Here is a 14,254-nt window from a genome sequence, read left to right on the forward strand (position 1 = left end):
AAGAGGTTACATCACAAATACATTACGACTAACATTAAAAACCATAACAATCAGGTTGCCAGCAATTCCCTTTATTATGGCTTCACCGATTTGGCTGAAATATCAACCAAGGGGGTTATTGCAGATTATTTGCGACGTTGATAGTCCGCCAGACGGATTATTTTACCACTGCCATCGCTTTCAGGCGGAGGGTCCCCCTCTTCCCTGAACTGGCTCATTTCGCTGCGCATCAAATAAAAAGATTCCCGCATCATGTTGGTAATCCGGATACAGCTATCAAGATTGTTTTTCGCCAGCCGGCGCTGACCATCAATCTTGAACTGCAACCCGCGCAGACGGCGCTGCTGATCAGGGCTCGCTCGGGCCATCAACTGGTCGATCTGCTGCTCCAGAATCGCATCCAGCCGGGAGGGCTCACTCGCAGCCAACTCCTTCAGGGTGTCAAAATCAGGCAACTCCATATGCCCTCCTTGGCGACTATTGCTGGCAACACACTGCGGTACCACACCATCACGTCCCAGCCATATAAATCTGTATATACGATGCGGCGAAAAAGGGTTCAATCCATCCACTGGCGACTAAACCGGACAATGGTCACTACGAGGGTGTCTATCTATTTTAATTGTGTTTGGAAACAAGCGATTGTTTTTAATTCAGGCGAGATAAAACACTTATACATTTTAGGTTGTGATTTTCTGTTTTTTATTGCAAATAAAAATCCGGGTGGCCTTATTTTGCTTCATTCGACACTTTATTCTTCCCTCACCGACCCGCGTCATCTCCTGACGGTTTAACATATCTCACTGATTATGTTATTTTAATTGCCACTTTTATCGGACATTCAAGAGCAGACCATGAGCAAGGCAAAAATCGGTATCGTCACCGTCAGCGATCGCGCCAGCGCGGGCATCTATGAAGACCTCTCCGGCAAGGCCATCATCGACACCCTGAACGCCTATCTGACCTCGGAGTGGGAACCTGTCTATCAGGTGATCCCCGATGAGCAGGAGCAGATTGAAGCGACCCTGATCCGGCTGGCGGATGAGGAGCAGTGCTGTCTCATCGTCACCACAGGCGGCACCGGTCCGGCCAAGCGGGATGTCACGCCGGAAGCGACCGAGGCGGTATGTGACCGCATGATGCCGGGCTTTGGCGAGCTGATGCGGGCCGAATCCCTCAAATTTGTGCCGACCGCCATTCTTTCGCGCCAGACTGCCGGGCTGCGCGACGATACCCTGATCGTCAATCTGCCGGGCAAGCCCAAATCAATCCGCGAATGTCTGGATGCAGTTTTCCCCGCCATCCCCTACTGTATCGATTTGATGGAAGGGCCGTATCTCGAGTGCGATGAAACTGTCATCAAGCCGTTTCGGCCGAAAAAATAGCGAACCCGGCCATAAAAAATAATGGCGAGCCACGGCTCGCCATTATTTTTAACTCATCTGTCTGCGCAGAAAGACCGCATCAATTATTTGCGGCCGAATACTTTTACGCCCGCTTTGCTGCGCTCTGAATTACCGTACACTTCGATTTTTTTCACACAACGGCGCGAGCCCAGTGATTTCCACTCGGTCTCTTTATCACTGCTCATTTCCCGATCGAAACGAATGGTCTTGGTACGATCACCACCATAGGTCACCACCACCCGATCCAGGGTCAAATCACGCTCCGCCTTCACCTTGATATATTTGGTCTGACGGCAAACCACCAAAGGAATTGTCGCACCATGATCACCGGCTCCCAGCAAAATAGTCCGCCCCAGCGTGAACTGATCGTCACCGGCATGGCTGGCTGACGCCACCACCAGCAAGGCACCACCCAGCAAGCTGCGCGCGGAAAAACGGGAATTCCAGATAGACATCAGGGACATAACACCTCCAATAAAAAATGGAGTGTGATGATAAGGGTTAAACCATAACGGAAGCTGTATCACGGCTGAATTTGCTGCGAATGTGCGGGGATAAACAGAGAAACAGCGCGACTTTTCGGCAAAAATGAGAAGGGCCGCAGATAGCGACCCTTGCGGCAAGAGAACGCTTAGCGCTCCATGATTTGGGTCACGTCATCTTTCTTGATCATCACCTCGCGCCCTTCATGATCGTAATAGCGATACATGCCGGTGCTCTCGTCCAGCTTGGGTTTGCTCTCTGTGGTGATCATCTTGCCATCCTTGGTGCTCATGATGTATTGGGAGCTGCATGCCACCAGCCCCAGGGCACACACCAGGATCATCATCAGTTTTTTCATTGCGGCCTCTTCTGCGATCATCCTCACCACGAGGATGTTTCTTGAAGCCTAGTTCAATCGCACGGCACGGGATGACGGGATGAGCAAAGCGGGATCGCCGTCAATAATCAGCGACTTAGCCTAGTGATCTGGCCGGGTGGCGAGCGCAATGAAAAAGGCCGGACATCTCTGTCCGGCCTCTTCTGTTCAGAGCAAGTACGCAATCATGACTTGGCAGGCTGGCGCTCACCAGTCACGGTCGGGTTCTTGGGATCGGAACTCCACTCGTACCAACCGCCGTCGTAGACGCTGATCTGTTTCCAGTCCATCAGCCAGGCGTAGAAGAAAGCCTCGGAGGCGCGCCAGCCGGTACCGCAGTAGAACGCCGCCTGCTGAGTTGGCTCGATATTCCACTGCTTCCACATGGCGAGGATCTCGCGGGCCGGCTTCATGGTGCCGTCCGGGTTGTGGAAGTCGCTCATGCTGTTGGCATCGACGCCACCATGACCCCACTTGGCCCCCGGGATATCGCCCTTCGGCTTGATGTAGCTGTAGCCAGAGGTGTTGCCGACAAACTCGTCCCAGGTACGCACACTGACCAGTGCGCTATCGGGCTGCTTGAGCAGCTCTTTCGCCTGACTTAGCGTGGTGTAGTACTCGGGGTGAGCGGGAATGGCCACGCCAAACTCCTTCACCGGCTCATATTTGTTGGGCAGACCGGTTTCGGTACGCAGGTGCTGGATAAACCAGGCATCCAGACCACCGTCCAGCAGGCGTACATCTTTCACCCCCGCATACATCATCAGGTGCGCGGCACGGGCAGCTGCCATGGTGTTGCGACCATAGAGGATAACGGTGGTGTCGTGACGGATGCCGTTATCCAGCAGCAGCTTCTTGAGCGCTTCGTCAGAGACTTTGTTCCACAGCGGCTCCTCTTCGAGGCTGTTGGTATCGATATAACCGGCCCCCGGGATGTGGCTGATGAGGTAGGCCTTGGGTGAACCCCAATCCACTTCAAACAGCTTCCAGTCACCCTTGGGCGCCGCGGCAACCGGCTTGCCCTCTTGCAGATCCGCCAACCAGCGCGGATAGACCAGCTGCTGCCAGCGTGCCAGCGACTCGCGCGGTGCGGCTTGCCAGCCTTGCAACTCGAACAGCTGCTTGATCCCCTGCTTGCGCAGCAGACGGGCCACTTCGGCCACTTCGCGGGACGCACCGTAGAGGGCAACCGGACGATCGGCCTTCAGTCCCTTGATCTCGAGCGCCTTTGGCCACTCTTCATCGCTGTATTTCCACTCGGCAGAGAGGTTCTCGGCGCCCGCCACATGGCCGCCCTGCTTCTCCCCTTCCATCGGCCACCCCTGATAGAAGTAGCTGGCGCGGGTATCCAGGATGACAGCCTGTTTGGCCTTGGCATCGGCCAGCGAGAGCGGTGGCAACTCCCCTGCCACGGCGGGCAGGGCACACCAGAGCAGTAAGGTCGCCAGCGCGGCCTGCAGGAAGCGAAGATGTCGTTTCATGGTGATTTCTCGATTCATAGTGAACAAGGTTAAAAAATGGAGCGACCCAGCCGCTCGGCCAGCAGCTCCAGTGCCGCCGTGCCCGCCAGCGAGTTGCCGGCTTTGTTGAGCTCGGGCGACCAGACACAGACACAGAGCTCGCCCGGGATCAGGGCGATGATGCCGCCGCCGACACCCGATTTGCCCGGCATGCCGACCCGATAGGCAAAATCGCCCGCCTCGTCATAGAGGCCGCAGGTGGCGAGCAGGGCGTTGACCTGCTTGGTGGTGCGGGCGGGCAGCAGCGGTACACTCTCGCCCAGTGGCACACCACGGTTGGCCAGATAGATGAATGCCCGCGCCAGATCGACGCAGCTCATGCGAATGGCACAGGCATTGAAGTAGCTTTGCAGCACCTTGTCCACTTCGTTTTCGAAGTTGCCATAGGCCTTCATCAGATAGGCGATGGCGGCGTTGCGGGCAGAGTGCTGATATTCGGAGCGGGCTACCACCTGATCCGCCATGATGGCCGGATTGCCGGAAAGGCGGCGCACCAGCTCGAGGGTACGCTGACGGGGCGCAGTGAGGCGGGTCTCCAGCAGATCGCTCACTACCAGCGCCCCGGCATTGATAAAGGGGTTGCGGGGGATCCCCTGCTCGAACTCGAGCTGTACCAGCGAGTTGAAGGGCTGGCCGGAGGGCTCCTTGCCAACACGGGCCCAGATCTCCTCCTCCTGATAGAGAGTGAGTGCCAGGGTCAGGCTCAGGGCCTTGGAGATACTCTGGATGGAGAAGGGTTCAAAAGCGTCACCGGCGGTGAACAGCTCCCCCTCGACGGTACAGACTGCAATACCAAGCCGATCGGCCGGTACCTGAGCCAGTGCCGGAATGTAGTCGGCCACCTTGCCTTGTCCCAGCAACGGGCGCACCTCTTCAAGGATGCTGGCCAGTAATTCGGATGACAACACCATAAGCAATAAGCGATTCCATGACTAAAACAGCGGTGGAGATCCCATCCCCACTGACAAAAATCCCGCCAGCGGCGGGATTTTTCAGTTACCCACAACAAGGCGCCAGATGCGGCAGCCTTGTATCAGGCCGGTTCACCGTACCAGAGGTCGAACAGCTCGGTAACGACCACGGCTTCCATCCCCTTGCCTTCCAGCCAGGATTTGACGGCGGCGCGGTCTTCTTCGGTACACTTGCCCAGTTGCTGGGTGCAGATCATCCCTTCCCAGGCCAGGTGACCGGAGCCGGCAAAAGCCAGTTTACGGGGTTCAACAACCTCATCGATCATCGCATCGACTACCGCATCGATGGTCTCTTCGGCAGTGCCGACCGGGAAGTTGAAACTGATGTCGAAACCCATTTCCTGGAATTCATCGACGCGCAGTTTCTTGCGCAGGCGGCGGCTACGATTGGCCATGATAGCTCCTCAAGTTAGTTGATACGCTAGGTGTGTTGACGTGCCAGCTTAGCTGACACGCTTGAAAATCAGATCCCAAACCCCGTGGCCGAGACGGTGGCCACGTTGTTCAAATTTGGTCAGCGGACGCCAGTCCGGACGGGGCACCCAGTTGCCGGTGGCAGAGGTGTTCTCGTAACCCTCGGCGGCGCTCATCACTTCCAGCATGTGCTCGGCATAGTTTTCCCAATCGGTCGCCATGTGGAACACGCCACCGATGGCCAGCTTCTGGCGAATATCCTGGGCAAACGCAGGCTGTACGATGCGGCGCTTGTGGTGACGGCTCTTGTGCCAGGGATCCGGGAAGAAGAGCTGCAGGCAGGAGAGTGAACCGTTCGGGATCATGTGCTCCAGCACCTCGACCGCATCGTGGCAGATCACCTTCAGATTGGTGACGCCCGCTTCCTGAGCGGTACCCAGACAGGCGCCCACGCCCGGGGAGTGCACTTCGATGCCGATGAAGTTCTTCTCGGGGGCATTCTTGGCCATCTCCACCAGAGAGGCGCCCATGCCAAAGCCGATCTCCAGCACCACAGGTGCTTCACGGCCAAACAGCGCGACCAGATCGAGCTGCTTTGGCTCGAAATCGATGCCCATGACCGGCCAAAGCTCTTCCAGGGCCTTCTCCTGCCCTTTGGTCAGGCGGCCTTCGCGACGGACAAAGCTGCGGATCTTGCGCATGAACTTGCCGTCTTCGTTAAATACATCTTGGGTCACAGGCATAATGGTCTCGTTATTTCATCAATCCGGGTAATACATCTTGTGTTCGATCCCGAGCGGGACCGCTCGCAGCTCGGCATTTCATCGACCCGCGAAAACAGGGGAGCGAATTATCCCAAGATAGGCCCAAGGCGCAAGTGTTTCGCGCAACAAATATTCCGGCCATCCACTTCCCAGCTCCCTCACTGGCATCACCACACCGACTAACCGTCCAATATAATCCGCAGTAGAGTCGTTCCAGCCCTTTTTTGGCGATTTTTGTGACAATCATTGCCTCATTTCTGAAATCTGATACAAACGGATAACCTGGCGGTCGAATGGAGCGACCGCCCACATGCCGAGAGAATTGTCTATGCAGCCGTTTTTTGCCCAGCGCTTCGAGAAGGTTGAACCTTCCTTTATCCGTGAAATCCTCAAAGTTGCCGCCAATCCGGAGATCATCTCCTTCGCCGGTGGCTTGCCCAATCCCCACCTGTTTCCGGTCAAGGCGATCGATCAGGCCTGTCAGGATGTGCTGCGCGAGCAAGGGGCTGCCGCTCTGCAATATGCGGCGACCGAGGGCTTCGCCCCGCTGCGCCAGTATATTGCCGACCGCTATCTGACCCGCCACGGCATGCAGATCAATCCGGACAACATCCTGATCACCAGCGGCTCCCAGCAGGCGCTGGATCTGCTGGGCAAGGTGCTGATCGACGAGGCTCAGGATCTCATCATCGAAGAGCCGGGTTACCTTGGCGCCATTCAGGCTTTTTCCGTCTATCAACCGAATTTCAAGCCGATCACCCTCGAAGAAGCCGGGCTGGATCTGACTGCGCTGGATGCGCTGCTGGCAAACGGCTCCAATGCCAAACTGCTCTACGGCGTGCCCAACTTCCAAAACCCGAGCGGTGTCTCCTATAGCCGTGCCAACCGCGAGGCACTGGCCGAGCGACTGGTTCGCCACGAGCTGTTGATGGTGGAAGATGATCCCTACGGCGAGCTGCGCTTCGAAGGGGAGCATCTCCCCCCGATTGCCAAGCTGGCGCCAAACAATACCGTGCTGCTCGGCTCGTTTTCCAAAACCGTGGTGCCCGCCTTCCGTCTGGGCTGGATGGTGATGCCGGAGTGGCTGCGCAAGAAGGTGACCATCGCCAAGCAGGCGACCGATCTGCACAGCAATGCCTTCAGCCAGCAGGTGCTGCACCGCTTCCTGACCGACAACTCCCTCGACGCTCACTTGGAGAAGATCAAGGAGGTCTATGGCCGCCAGCGCGCCGCCATGGAGGCCGCGCTGGCCCGTCACTGCCCGCCCGGTGTCAGCTACACCCGACCGGAAGGGGGCATGTTCCTCTGGCTGACCCTGCCAGCCCACATCAGTGCCATGGCGCTGTTTGACGAGGCGATCAAGGAGAAGGTGGCTTTCGTACCCGGCGCCCCCTTCTACGTGCGCCCCGAGATCAAGAACACCCTGCGCCTGAGCTTCTCCTGCGTCGATGAAGCGACCATCGAGGAGGGGGTCAAACGCTTGGCCCGCGCCCTCCAGCGCATGCTCTGAACGCCCAAGCCAAACCGTATTAACAAAAAACCAGCGAGCGATCGCTGGTTTTTTATGCTCCCCATTCAACCGTTCAGCCAAACAGGGTCTTGCAAAACTGCTTCATCGGAATGGGGCGGCTGTAACGATACCCTTGCAGATAGTCAACGTGCCTAGCCCGCAGGTAGTCCGCGTGCGACTGCTTCTCGACCCCCTCCGCGATCAGGATCAATTCAAGTCGCTTCGCCAGATCAATCACGTTTTCAACGATATGGCTGGAGAGTGCATCCGTGCCGATCATCTCCACAAAGCTCCGGTCAATCTTGAGTGCATCGACCTGAAACTGTTGCAGATAGGTGAGACTGGAGTGACCGGTGCCAAAATCATCGATAGAGATCAACACGCCCAGTTTGCGCAATTCGGCAAACATCCGGGCGGTTGTCTCATCGGCCACCAGCAGCTCCCGCTCGGTCAGCTCCAGCCCCAAATCAACGGGATTGTCTTTAAATGCGTCAAGAAACGCCTTGCAGTCAGCCAACAGGTCGAGATCCTGAAAGTGCCTGGCGCTGATATTGAAGCAAAAATGGAACTTTGCCGGCAGCTTGCGGGCATAAGGGGAGAAGTGGTCGCGCACCTGCGCCATCAACAGGCTGGTCATGGGCACGATCAGCCCGCTATCTTCCGCCAGCGGAATAAAGCGATCCGGCGAGATCATCCCTTGCTTGGGATGCTGCCAGCGCATCAGCACCTCACAGCCACGCCACTGCTCATCCTCACCGGAGACCACCGGCTGCAGATAGGGGATAAACTCCTCTTCGATCAATGCCCGCTTGAGCTCCTCCGCTGGTGAGCTGCTACGCCCCATCAACCTGAAGGTGCCGAATCCAATCAGCAGCGCCAGCAGCGGAGAGAGGAACAAGGTATATCTGGAGTATCGCCATGCGTGACTCCAGTAGTCATGCACCGTCACCCGGGTGACGACCTGGTAGGGGAAATCGGCCGAAGCGAGGGCAATATAACCCTCTTCTGTCGGAGAGGGCGCCGCCCCGACCTGACCTGAGCCAAACAGAGCTCTCTGCCCCACAACCAGAGCCATCGGGGAGTTCTTGCTGGAGATCTCCAGGGTATTGCGCAGGTAGTAGCCATCTACACCGATCAGCACACTCCCCTTGTCCGTTTCATGACGCAGCACGATCAAGGGGCGATCCGGTGTGACCTCATTGCCAGGCAACAGTTGCAGCCTGCCATCCACATAGCGGTCGGGATTGAAGGGGCCATCGTAGTCACCATAGAGCGAGGTGCAGTAGATGTGGCTGCCGACAGCCAGATTGGCGGAACGGACATCGGGCACAGTGGCCACCTGTTCGCGCAGCAGTTGTGCCGCCTCCTTGCAGGAGTGACCAAGCATCCCCTCCACATTGATGGCCGCCTGCCGGGCATGGCCGATGGAGCGATCAAACATCATACGGGCATGCTGCAACCGTGAATCGGCATCACGCTCTATCTCCGTCACCGTCTGCCAGATAACGGCAACAACCCCCAGCAGCAGGATCCCGCCCCCCATCAGCAGCGCCAACAGAATCCTCGAGTAAAGCTGGCGAAGTTTCAAACGACGAAATGGCATGGCGGCCTCTTTGATGCTCGGATAATGGGTGACAGCCTCGGTGGACAGGCGAAAAGGGTCGCCATAATAGCGATTGTTCAACAAATGTCCACCCAACAAAAATCAATCAATTCAAACTATTGTTCAACAATATGTCGTAAGAAGAGGATAGAGTTAACAAACGTCAAACAGAAAACTCCCGAAGCACGTCTCACTTGTTGAAGGGAAGCCACACCATTAAAGTTGAGCAAACGGCAGCAGGAGCATGCAGCGATGAAGATTCTTATTACCGGAGGAACCGGCTTTATCGGCCGCAAGCTGGTTGCCCATCTCAAGGTCAATCACGAGGTCGTGGTATTGAGCAGGCAGGGGAGCCGCGCTTACTCCCTGCTGGGCCACGATATCAAGGTATTGGATAACCTCGACCGGCTTGATGACCTCAATGACGTGGACGCGGTGATCAATCTGGCCGGTGAACCCATCGCCGCCGGACGCTGGAGCGAGTCGCGCAAACAGCTGCTCTGCGATAGCCGCTGGCTGTTGACCGAGCAGCTGGTGGATCTCATCAAGCTATCCAGCACGCCGCCCAAGGTGCTGATCAACGCCTCCGCCATCGGCTGGTATGGCAGACAGGGCACCGAAACCCTCGATGAGCAGTGCCGCTCTCCCAACGACGAGTTTACCCACCAACTCTGCCAGCAGTGGGAAACCCTGGCGCAGGAGGCCCAGAGCCGCCAAACCCGGGTCTGTATCGTGCGGATCGGGCTGGTGCTTGGCATGGATGGCGGCGCCCTGCCCAAAATGCTCCCCCCTTACCGACTCGGACTCGGCGGCCCCATGGGATCGGGCAGCCAGATGATGAGCTGGATCCATGTGCAGGATCTGGTGCGCGCAATGCTCTTCCTGCTGGAACACGAGGAGTGCAGCGGCATTTTCAACGGCACTGCGCCCCATCCGGTCAGCAACCGGGAGTTCAGCCAGACCCTTGCCACCACGCTGCACCGTCCACACATCTTCTTCGTCCCAGCGCCGCTGTTGCAACTGGTGATGGGTGAGGCGGCAGATCTGCTGCTGACCGGACAAAAGGTGATACCAGCAAGGCTGCAACAGGCCGGTTTTCACTTCAGCTATCCCGAACTGCCGAGCGCCCTCACCAATCTGCTGCGTGAGCCCCGCTAACTCACACCCGCTCGCTGCGTCCACTCGTCAGCACCTCATATAGCAAGCAGCCCGGCCAATGGCCGGGCTGCTTGTTTATGGTGGCTGCGCTATTGCACCTTGTGTGCATCGGCTCGCGTTGGCGGGATTACAACAGTCCCTGACCCAGCCCTCGCAGCCGATCGCTCAGGGTGCCAGCCAGCAGCTGGCGCTGCATCCCCTGCCCCGCCAGCGTCACCAGCAGTGCCCCCAGCGTCGGCAGGCCGAGCCAGATGGCCCAGTGGAACTGCCACTGCCCCTCGAACCACCACCACTGCAGGCCAAAGGAGCAGAGCTCCACCACCATGGCGGCACAGAGCCCCGCCAGCGCACCACTGGCCACCAGCTCCCAGCGCAGCATCTTTTTCAGTAGTTCGCTGCTGGCGCCCAAGGTACGCATCAGCAACAGCTCGCGCCGACGCTGGGCCATGCTGGCCTGAGTCTGGGTCAGCAGCACCAGCAGCGCGGCCACTGTCACCAGCCCCAGCATCAACGCCAGTGCCCGGCTCACCTGCTCCGATACCTGAGTGAGCCGCGCAATCAGGTCATCCACATCGATAAGACTCACCGTGGGGTGGCGGCGAATAAGCTCCACCTCGGCAGAGCGCCCCGCCTCGGGCAATCGGTAACTACCAAGCCAGGTTCGGGAGAAGGGTGCCAGCAGATCCTCGGAGAAGATCATGTAGAAGTTGGGGCGCATGTTGTCCCACTTGATGCTGCGCAAACTGGTGACCCTGGCGCCGAAGCTGCGCCCCTCGATGGTAAAGGCGAGCATGTCCCCCAGCTTGATATCGAGTCGCTTGGCTAACTCGCTATCCACCGACACCTCGCCGGGCCCGGCAAGCCATTTACCGGCCACCAGCTTGTTGTCGATTGGCAGGGTTGCCGTGGTAGTGAAGTTGAGCTCCCGATCGACCCCCTCGCGGCCACTGCTGGCCCCCTCGCCCACCGCCTCACCGGCGATATGGGTCAGCCTGCCGCGCACCATGGGGTAGAAGTCGGAGGTGTTGGCCCCGGCTGCCGCCAGCTCGCTCAGGATCCCCTCCCGCTCGTTCTCAGCCACATTGACCAGAAAACGGTTAGGCGCATCGACGGGAAGACGTGCCGAAAACTCATCCAGCAGATCGACCCGGGCCGCCCATAGCAAGCCAAAGAGCATCAATGCCAGCGCAAAGCCCGCCAGCTGGAACAGGCCACTGCTGCGCTCGCGCGACAGGTGGGCCAGCGCCAGCCGCAAGGCATGAGGCCCGCTCACTCTTGCCCCCAGCCGCAACATCAGCGCCGCCAGCAGGGCCAGCAGCCCCATCAGCAAGCCCATGCCCCCCACCAGACCCAGCGCCAGCCGTACATCGGCGGTAAAGCCCCAGACCAGCGCAAACAGCCCGAACAGGCCGACCGGCAGGGCCAGCCAGGGGGGAATACCCGCCTCCAGCTCCCGGCGCAATACCCGCAGCGGCGGCACTTTCAGCAGCCGCAAGAAGGGCACAAAAGCGAGCAGCAGGGTGATAAAGAGCGCCACCGCCACCCCCAGCGCAAAGGGACGCCAGGAGGGAGGTGGCAGATCCGGCGGCAGCAGGTCCCCCAGCAGCTGCAAGGTGATCCACTGCATGGCTGTGCCCGCCACCAGACCCAGCAACGCACCAATCAGCGTCAGCGACAGCAGCAGGGTTCCCATCAGTTGCCAGAGCGAGCGACGGGATGCCCCCAGCGTCTTGAGCAGCGCCACCATATTGGTCTGGCGCTCGGCAAAGTGGCGCACCGCAATCCCCATCGCCAACGCCCCCAGCAACACCCCGCTTAGCGAGGCAAGCCGGAAGAAACGTTCGGCATTGGCCAGCGAGCGGCCCACCTGGGATTCGCTGTCATCCGGTTTGATCCACTTCTGTCCGGCCTGCAACTGCGGCAGCAGCCAGCGTTCATAGCGGGCCAGCGCCTCTCGCGACCCTTTGAAGAGATAGCGCCACTGCTGACGACTGCCCGGCAACAGGGCGCCGGTCGCCTCGATATCGGCACTGTGGATCAGCGCACGCGGCGCCAACAGGAAGGGGCTGAAGCCCTGATCGGGCTCCTCGCCAAGCAGGCCTGCCACCTTGAGCACCGTATTGCCTACCTCCAGCTCATCCCCCGTTTTGGCCTTGAGCAGCTGTATTACCCGGGCGGAGAGCCAGATCTCGCCGGGAGCAGGGGCACGGGCAGGTTCCAGAGTGAGTTTGCCATAGAAGGGAAAACCGTCGGGCACTGCCCGAATGGAGGCGAGCTGCAACGCATCACCGTGAAACAGCATGCTGTTGAAGCTGACGGTGGTCTGCACCGCCAAACCATCCTGTTTCGCTCGGGCTAGCCAGCCATCCGGCAGGGCGGCGGCGGTGCGCAGCACCCGATCCGCCCCGATAAAGTCGCGGCCCGACGCCTTGAGTCCGGCATCGAGCCGATCCGCCACCAATGCCACACTCAAGACACACGCCACGCTCAGGGCCAGCGCCAGCACAAACCAGCGCAGCTCGCCGCTGAAACCTTCCCGGCGCAGCAGTCGCCATCCCAATCGCCACTGCATCATCCCTTGCATCTCCCGCCTGACCCGCAGCTCACCCCGTTACACCACATCATGGGCCACCTCGCGATCCAGTCTGCCCGCCGTCATGACCAGTTGCCGCTGGCAGCGTTCGGCCAGCTGATGGTCATGGGTTACCACCACTAGCGTGGTGCCGTGCTTGCGATTGAGTTCAAACAGCAGCTCTATCACCTTCTCGCCGGTCTTGCTGTCGAGGTTGCCGGTCGGTTCGTCCGCCAACAGCAGACTGGGACGGGTCATAAAGGCACGGGCAATGGCCACCCGCTGCTGCTCACCGCCAGAGAGCCGTGGCGGCAGATGGTGCAACCGCTCGCCAAGCCCGACCGCAGCCAGCAGCTCGCGAGCTCTTGGTTCGCAATCACGCTCGCCGCGCAGCTCGGCGGGCAGCATCACATTCTCCAGCGCCGTCATGGTCGGGAGCAGCAGGAACGACTGGAACACAAAGCCGATCTGCTCGGCGCGCAATCGGGCCCGCCCCTCCTCATCCAGCTCACCAAGGGATTTGCCGAGGATCTCGATCTCCCCCTGACTCGGCAGATCGAGCCCGGCCAGCAATCCCAGCAGGGTGGACTTGCCGGAGCCGGAGGCACCGACCAGAGCCACCGTCTCGCCACTATTGACTTGCAGATCGATCCCTTCAAGGATGGTGAGGCTTTCCTGGCCGAGGCGAACCGATTTGCCGAGGCCCTTGACGACAATAATGGGGGTTGAACTCATGCTCTGTATCCTTTGTTCCAATCCTTTGATGACAATCCATAGCGGGAGTTGAATTGATGGTGCGTATTCTGTTTGCCTTGTTCGTTGGCCTCGGCAGCCTGCTCTCGTCGACTCAGGCCCAGACCCTGCTGGTGCTGGGAGACAGCCTGAGCGCCGGCTATCAAATGCAGGTTGAGCAGAGCTGGCCTGCCCTGCTCAACCAGAAATGGCAGGAAGAGGGGGGCAAACACACCCTGCTCAATGCCAGCATCAGCGGTGAAACGACCCAGGGGGCGCTGGCCCGTCTGCCCGCTCTGCTGAAGGAGCACAAGCCGGACTGGCTGCTGATCGAACTGGGAGGCAACGATGGCCTGCGCGGCTTCGCACCGACCATTACCCGCCAGAATCTGGCCAGCATGATCGCGCTCGCCAAGGAGCAGCAGACCCGTGTGGTGTTGACCCAAATCCAGCTGCCCCGCAACTACGGTGCCCGCTATCTGCGCCAGTTCGAACAGATCTTTCCCGAGTTGGCCCAGGCTAACGATCTGCCCCTGCTGCCCTTCTTTATGGATGATATTGCGCTGCGCCCTGAACTTATGATGAACGATGGTATTCATCCCACCCCGGCGGCCCAGCCACAAATCCGCGATAAAGTCGCCCGCTTTATGGAGCCGCTGCTCAGCCAATAAACCCACCGTCTATCACCAATATCCCATAACAAAATATCCCGCCAAAATCGGATGTTTTGAATGGTCGACGATCT

Annotated in this window: 14 protein-coding genes; 4 read left to right on the top strand and 10 right to left on the bottom strand. The window is 59.0% G+C overall.

What is annotated here, in order from left to right:
- Positions 1 to 125 precede the first annotated feature (125 nt).
- Positions 126 to 461 (bottom strand): DUF3135 domain-containing protein, encoded by a 336-nt coding sequence (locus tag AB5Y73_RS09005; protein WP_005335213.1) that lies wholly within the window; start codon positions 459 to 461, stop codon positions 126 to 128.
- 393 nt (positions 462 to 854) lie between these two features.
- Between AB5Y73_RS09005 and mog the strand changes: the two genes are divergently transcribed.
- A complete protein-coding gene (gene mog, locus AB5Y73_RS09010; protein ID WP_005348144.1) occupies positions 855 to 1,385 on the top strand; it encodes a molybdopterin adenylyltransferase in 531 nt (176 codons plus the stop codon).
- Positions 1,386 to 1,468: 83 nt separating this feature from the next.
- Here the strand turns inward: mog and AB5Y73_RS09015 are convergent, their stop codons facing one another.
- The 6 genes from AB5Y73_RS09015 to trmB form a co-directional block, all read right to left on the bottom strand.
- Positions 1,469 to 1,870 (bottom strand): DUF2541 family protein, encoded by a 402-nt coding sequence (locus AB5Y73_RS09015; RefSeq protein ID WP_005335217.1) that lies wholly within the window; start codon positions 1,868 to 1,870, stop codon positions 1,469 to 1,471.
- 167 nt (positions 1,871 to 2,037) lie between these two features.
- Entirely contained in the window at positions 2,038 to 2,247 is a 210-nt protein-coding gene (locus AB5Y73_RS09020; protein ID WP_005335219.1) for a YgdI/YgdR family lipoprotein, read from the bottom strand.
- A 203-nt stretch (positions 2,248 to 2,450) separates the two neighbouring features.
- Positions 2,451 to 3,746, bottom strand: a complete 1,296-nt coding sequence (locus AB5Y73_RS09025) for a sulfurtransferase (protein ID WP_118854667.1) — start codon at positions 3,744 to 3,746, stop codon at positions 2,451 to 2,453.
- A 29-nt stretch (positions 3,747 to 3,775) separates the two neighbouring features.
- Complete coding sequence (glsB, locus tag AB5Y73_RS09030; RefSeq protein ID WP_005348151.1) at positions 3,776 to 4,696, bottom strand: glutaminase B; 921 nt, start codon at positions 4,694 to 4,696, stop codon at positions 3,776 to 3,778.
- Positions 4,697 to 4,818: 122 nt separating this feature from the next.
- Complete coding sequence (locus AB5Y73_RS09035) at positions 4,819 to 5,151, bottom strand: YggL family protein (protein ID WP_005348158.1); 333 nt, start codon at positions 5,149 to 5,151, stop codon at positions 4,819 to 4,821.
- A 48-nt stretch (positions 5,152 to 5,199) separates the two neighbouring features.
- Positions 5,200 to 5,913: a tRNA (guanosine(46)-N7)-methyltransferase TrmB gene (gene trmB, locus AB5Y73_RS09040; protein ID WP_005335228.1), complete on the bottom strand. Its 714-nt coding sequence runs from the start codon at positions 5,911 to 5,913 to the stop codon at positions 5,200 to 5,202.
- A 349-nt stretch (positions 5,914 to 6,262) separates the two neighbouring features.
- Here trmB and AB5Y73_RS09045 point away from each other — a divergent pair, with 349 nt between their 5' ends.
- Entirely contained in the window at positions 6,263 to 7,444 is a 1,182-nt protein-coding gene (locus AB5Y73_RS09045) for a PLP-dependent aminotransferase family protein (RefSeq protein WP_107683535.1), read from the top strand.
- Between the two features lie 73 nt (positions 7,445 to 7,517).
- On the opposite strand, the gene AB5Y73_RS09050 is transcribed toward AB5Y73_RS09045, so the two are convergent.
- Positions 7,518 to 9,047, bottom strand: a complete 1,530-nt coding sequence (locus AB5Y73_RS09050; RefSeq protein WP_146163499.1) for an EAL domain-containing protein — start codon at positions 9,045 to 9,047, stop codon at positions 7,518 to 7,520.
- A 252-nt stretch (positions 9,048 to 9,299) separates the two neighbouring features.
- Here AB5Y73_RS09050 and AB5Y73_RS09055 point away from each other — a divergent pair, with 252 nt between their 5' ends.
- Complete coding sequence (locus AB5Y73_RS09055; protein WP_047438091.1) at positions 9,300 to 10,205, top strand: TIGR01777 family oxidoreductase; 906 nt, start codon at positions 9,300 to 9,302, stop codon at positions 10,203 to 10,205.
- 127 nt (positions 10,206 to 10,332) lie between these two features.
- Here the strand turns inward: AB5Y73_RS09055 and AB5Y73_RS09060 are convergent, their stop codons facing one another.
- Together AB5Y73_RS09060 and AB5Y73_RS09065 are read right to left on the bottom strand one after the other, a co-directional pair.
- Entirely contained in the window at positions 10,333 to 12,780 is a 2,448-nt protein-coding gene (locus AB5Y73_RS09060) for an ABC transporter permease (RefSeq protein WP_118854666.1), read from the bottom strand.
- A gap of 36 nt (positions 12,781 to 12,816) precedes the next feature.
- The gene (locus tag AB5Y73_RS09065; RefSeq protein ID WP_040066770.1) at positions 12,817 to 13,512 is read right to left on the bottom strand and encodes an ABC transporter ATP-binding protein; all 696 of its coding nucleotides are present in this window, start codon (positions 13,510 to 13,512) and stop codon (positions 12,817 to 12,819) included.
- Between the two features lie 56 nt (positions 13,513 to 13,568).
- Here AB5Y73_RS09065 and AB5Y73_RS09070 point away from each other — a divergent pair, with 56 nt between their 5' ends.
- Entirely contained in the window at positions 13,569 to 14,180 is a 612-nt protein-coding gene (locus AB5Y73_RS09070) for an arylesterase (RefSeq protein ID WP_118854665.1), read from the top strand.
- Positions 14,181 to 14,254 lie beyond the last annotated feature (74 nt).

It is taken from the genome of Aeromonas sp. s7(2024), from assembly GCF_040907825.1.
Lineage (GTDB): Bacteria > Pseudomonadota > Gammaproteobacteria > Enterobacterales > Aeromonadaceae > Aeromonas > Aeromonas veronii.

Coding starts and splice junctions, on each gene's coding strand:
- AB5Y73_RS09005 (WP_005335213.1), bottom strand. CDS start 461: ATGGAGTTGCCTGATTTTGACACCCTGAAGGAGTTGGCTGCGAGTGAG.
- mog (WP_005348144.1), top strand. CDS start 855: ATGAGCAAGGCAAAAATCGGTATCGTCACCGTCAGCGATCGCGCCAGC.
- AB5Y73_RS09015 (WP_005335217.1), bottom strand. CDS start 1,870: ATGTCCCTGATGTCTATCTGGAATTCCCGTTTTTCCGCGCGCAGCTTG.
- AB5Y73_RS09020 (WP_005335219.1), bottom strand. CDS start 2,247: ATGAAAAAACTGATGATGATCCTGGTGTGTGCCCTGGGGCTGGTGGCA.
- AB5Y73_RS09025 (WP_118854667.1), bottom strand. CDS start 3,746: ATGAAACGACATCTTCGCTTCCTGCAGGCCGCGCTGGCGACCTTACTG.
- glsB (WP_005348151.1), bottom strand. CDS start 4,696: ATGGTGTTGTCATCCGAATTACTGGCCAGCATCCTTGAAGAGGTGCGC.
- AB5Y73_RS09035 (WP_005348158.1), bottom strand. CDS start 5,151: ATGGCCAATCGTAGCCGCCGCCTGCGCAAGAAACTGCGCGTCGATGAA.
- trmB (WP_005335228.1), bottom strand. CDS start 5,913: ATGCCTGTGACCCAAGATGTATTTAACGAAGACGGCAAGTTCATGCGC.
- AB5Y73_RS09045 (WP_107683535.1), top strand. CDS start 6,263: ATGCAGCCGTTTTTTGCCCAGCGCTTCGAGAAGGTTGAACCTTCCTTT.
- AB5Y73_RS09050 (WP_146163499.1), bottom strand. CDS start 9,047: ATGCCATTTCGTCGTTTGAAACTTCGCCAGCTTTACTCGAGGATTCTG.
- AB5Y73_RS09055 (WP_047438091.1), top strand. CDS start 9,300: ATGAAGATTCTTATTACCGGAGGAACCGGCTTTATCGGCCGCAAGCTG.
- AB5Y73_RS09060 (WP_118854666.1), bottom strand. CDS start 12,780: ATGATGCAGTGGCGATTGGGATGGCGACTGCTGCGCCGGGAAGGTTTC.
- AB5Y73_RS09065 (WP_040066770.1), bottom strand. CDS start 13,512: ATGAGTTCAACCCCCATTATTGTCGTCAAGGGCCTCGGCAAATCGGTT.
- AB5Y73_RS09070 (WP_118854665.1), top strand. CDS start 13,569: ATGGTGCGTATTCTGTTTGCCTTGTTCGTTGGCCTCGGCAGCCTGCTC.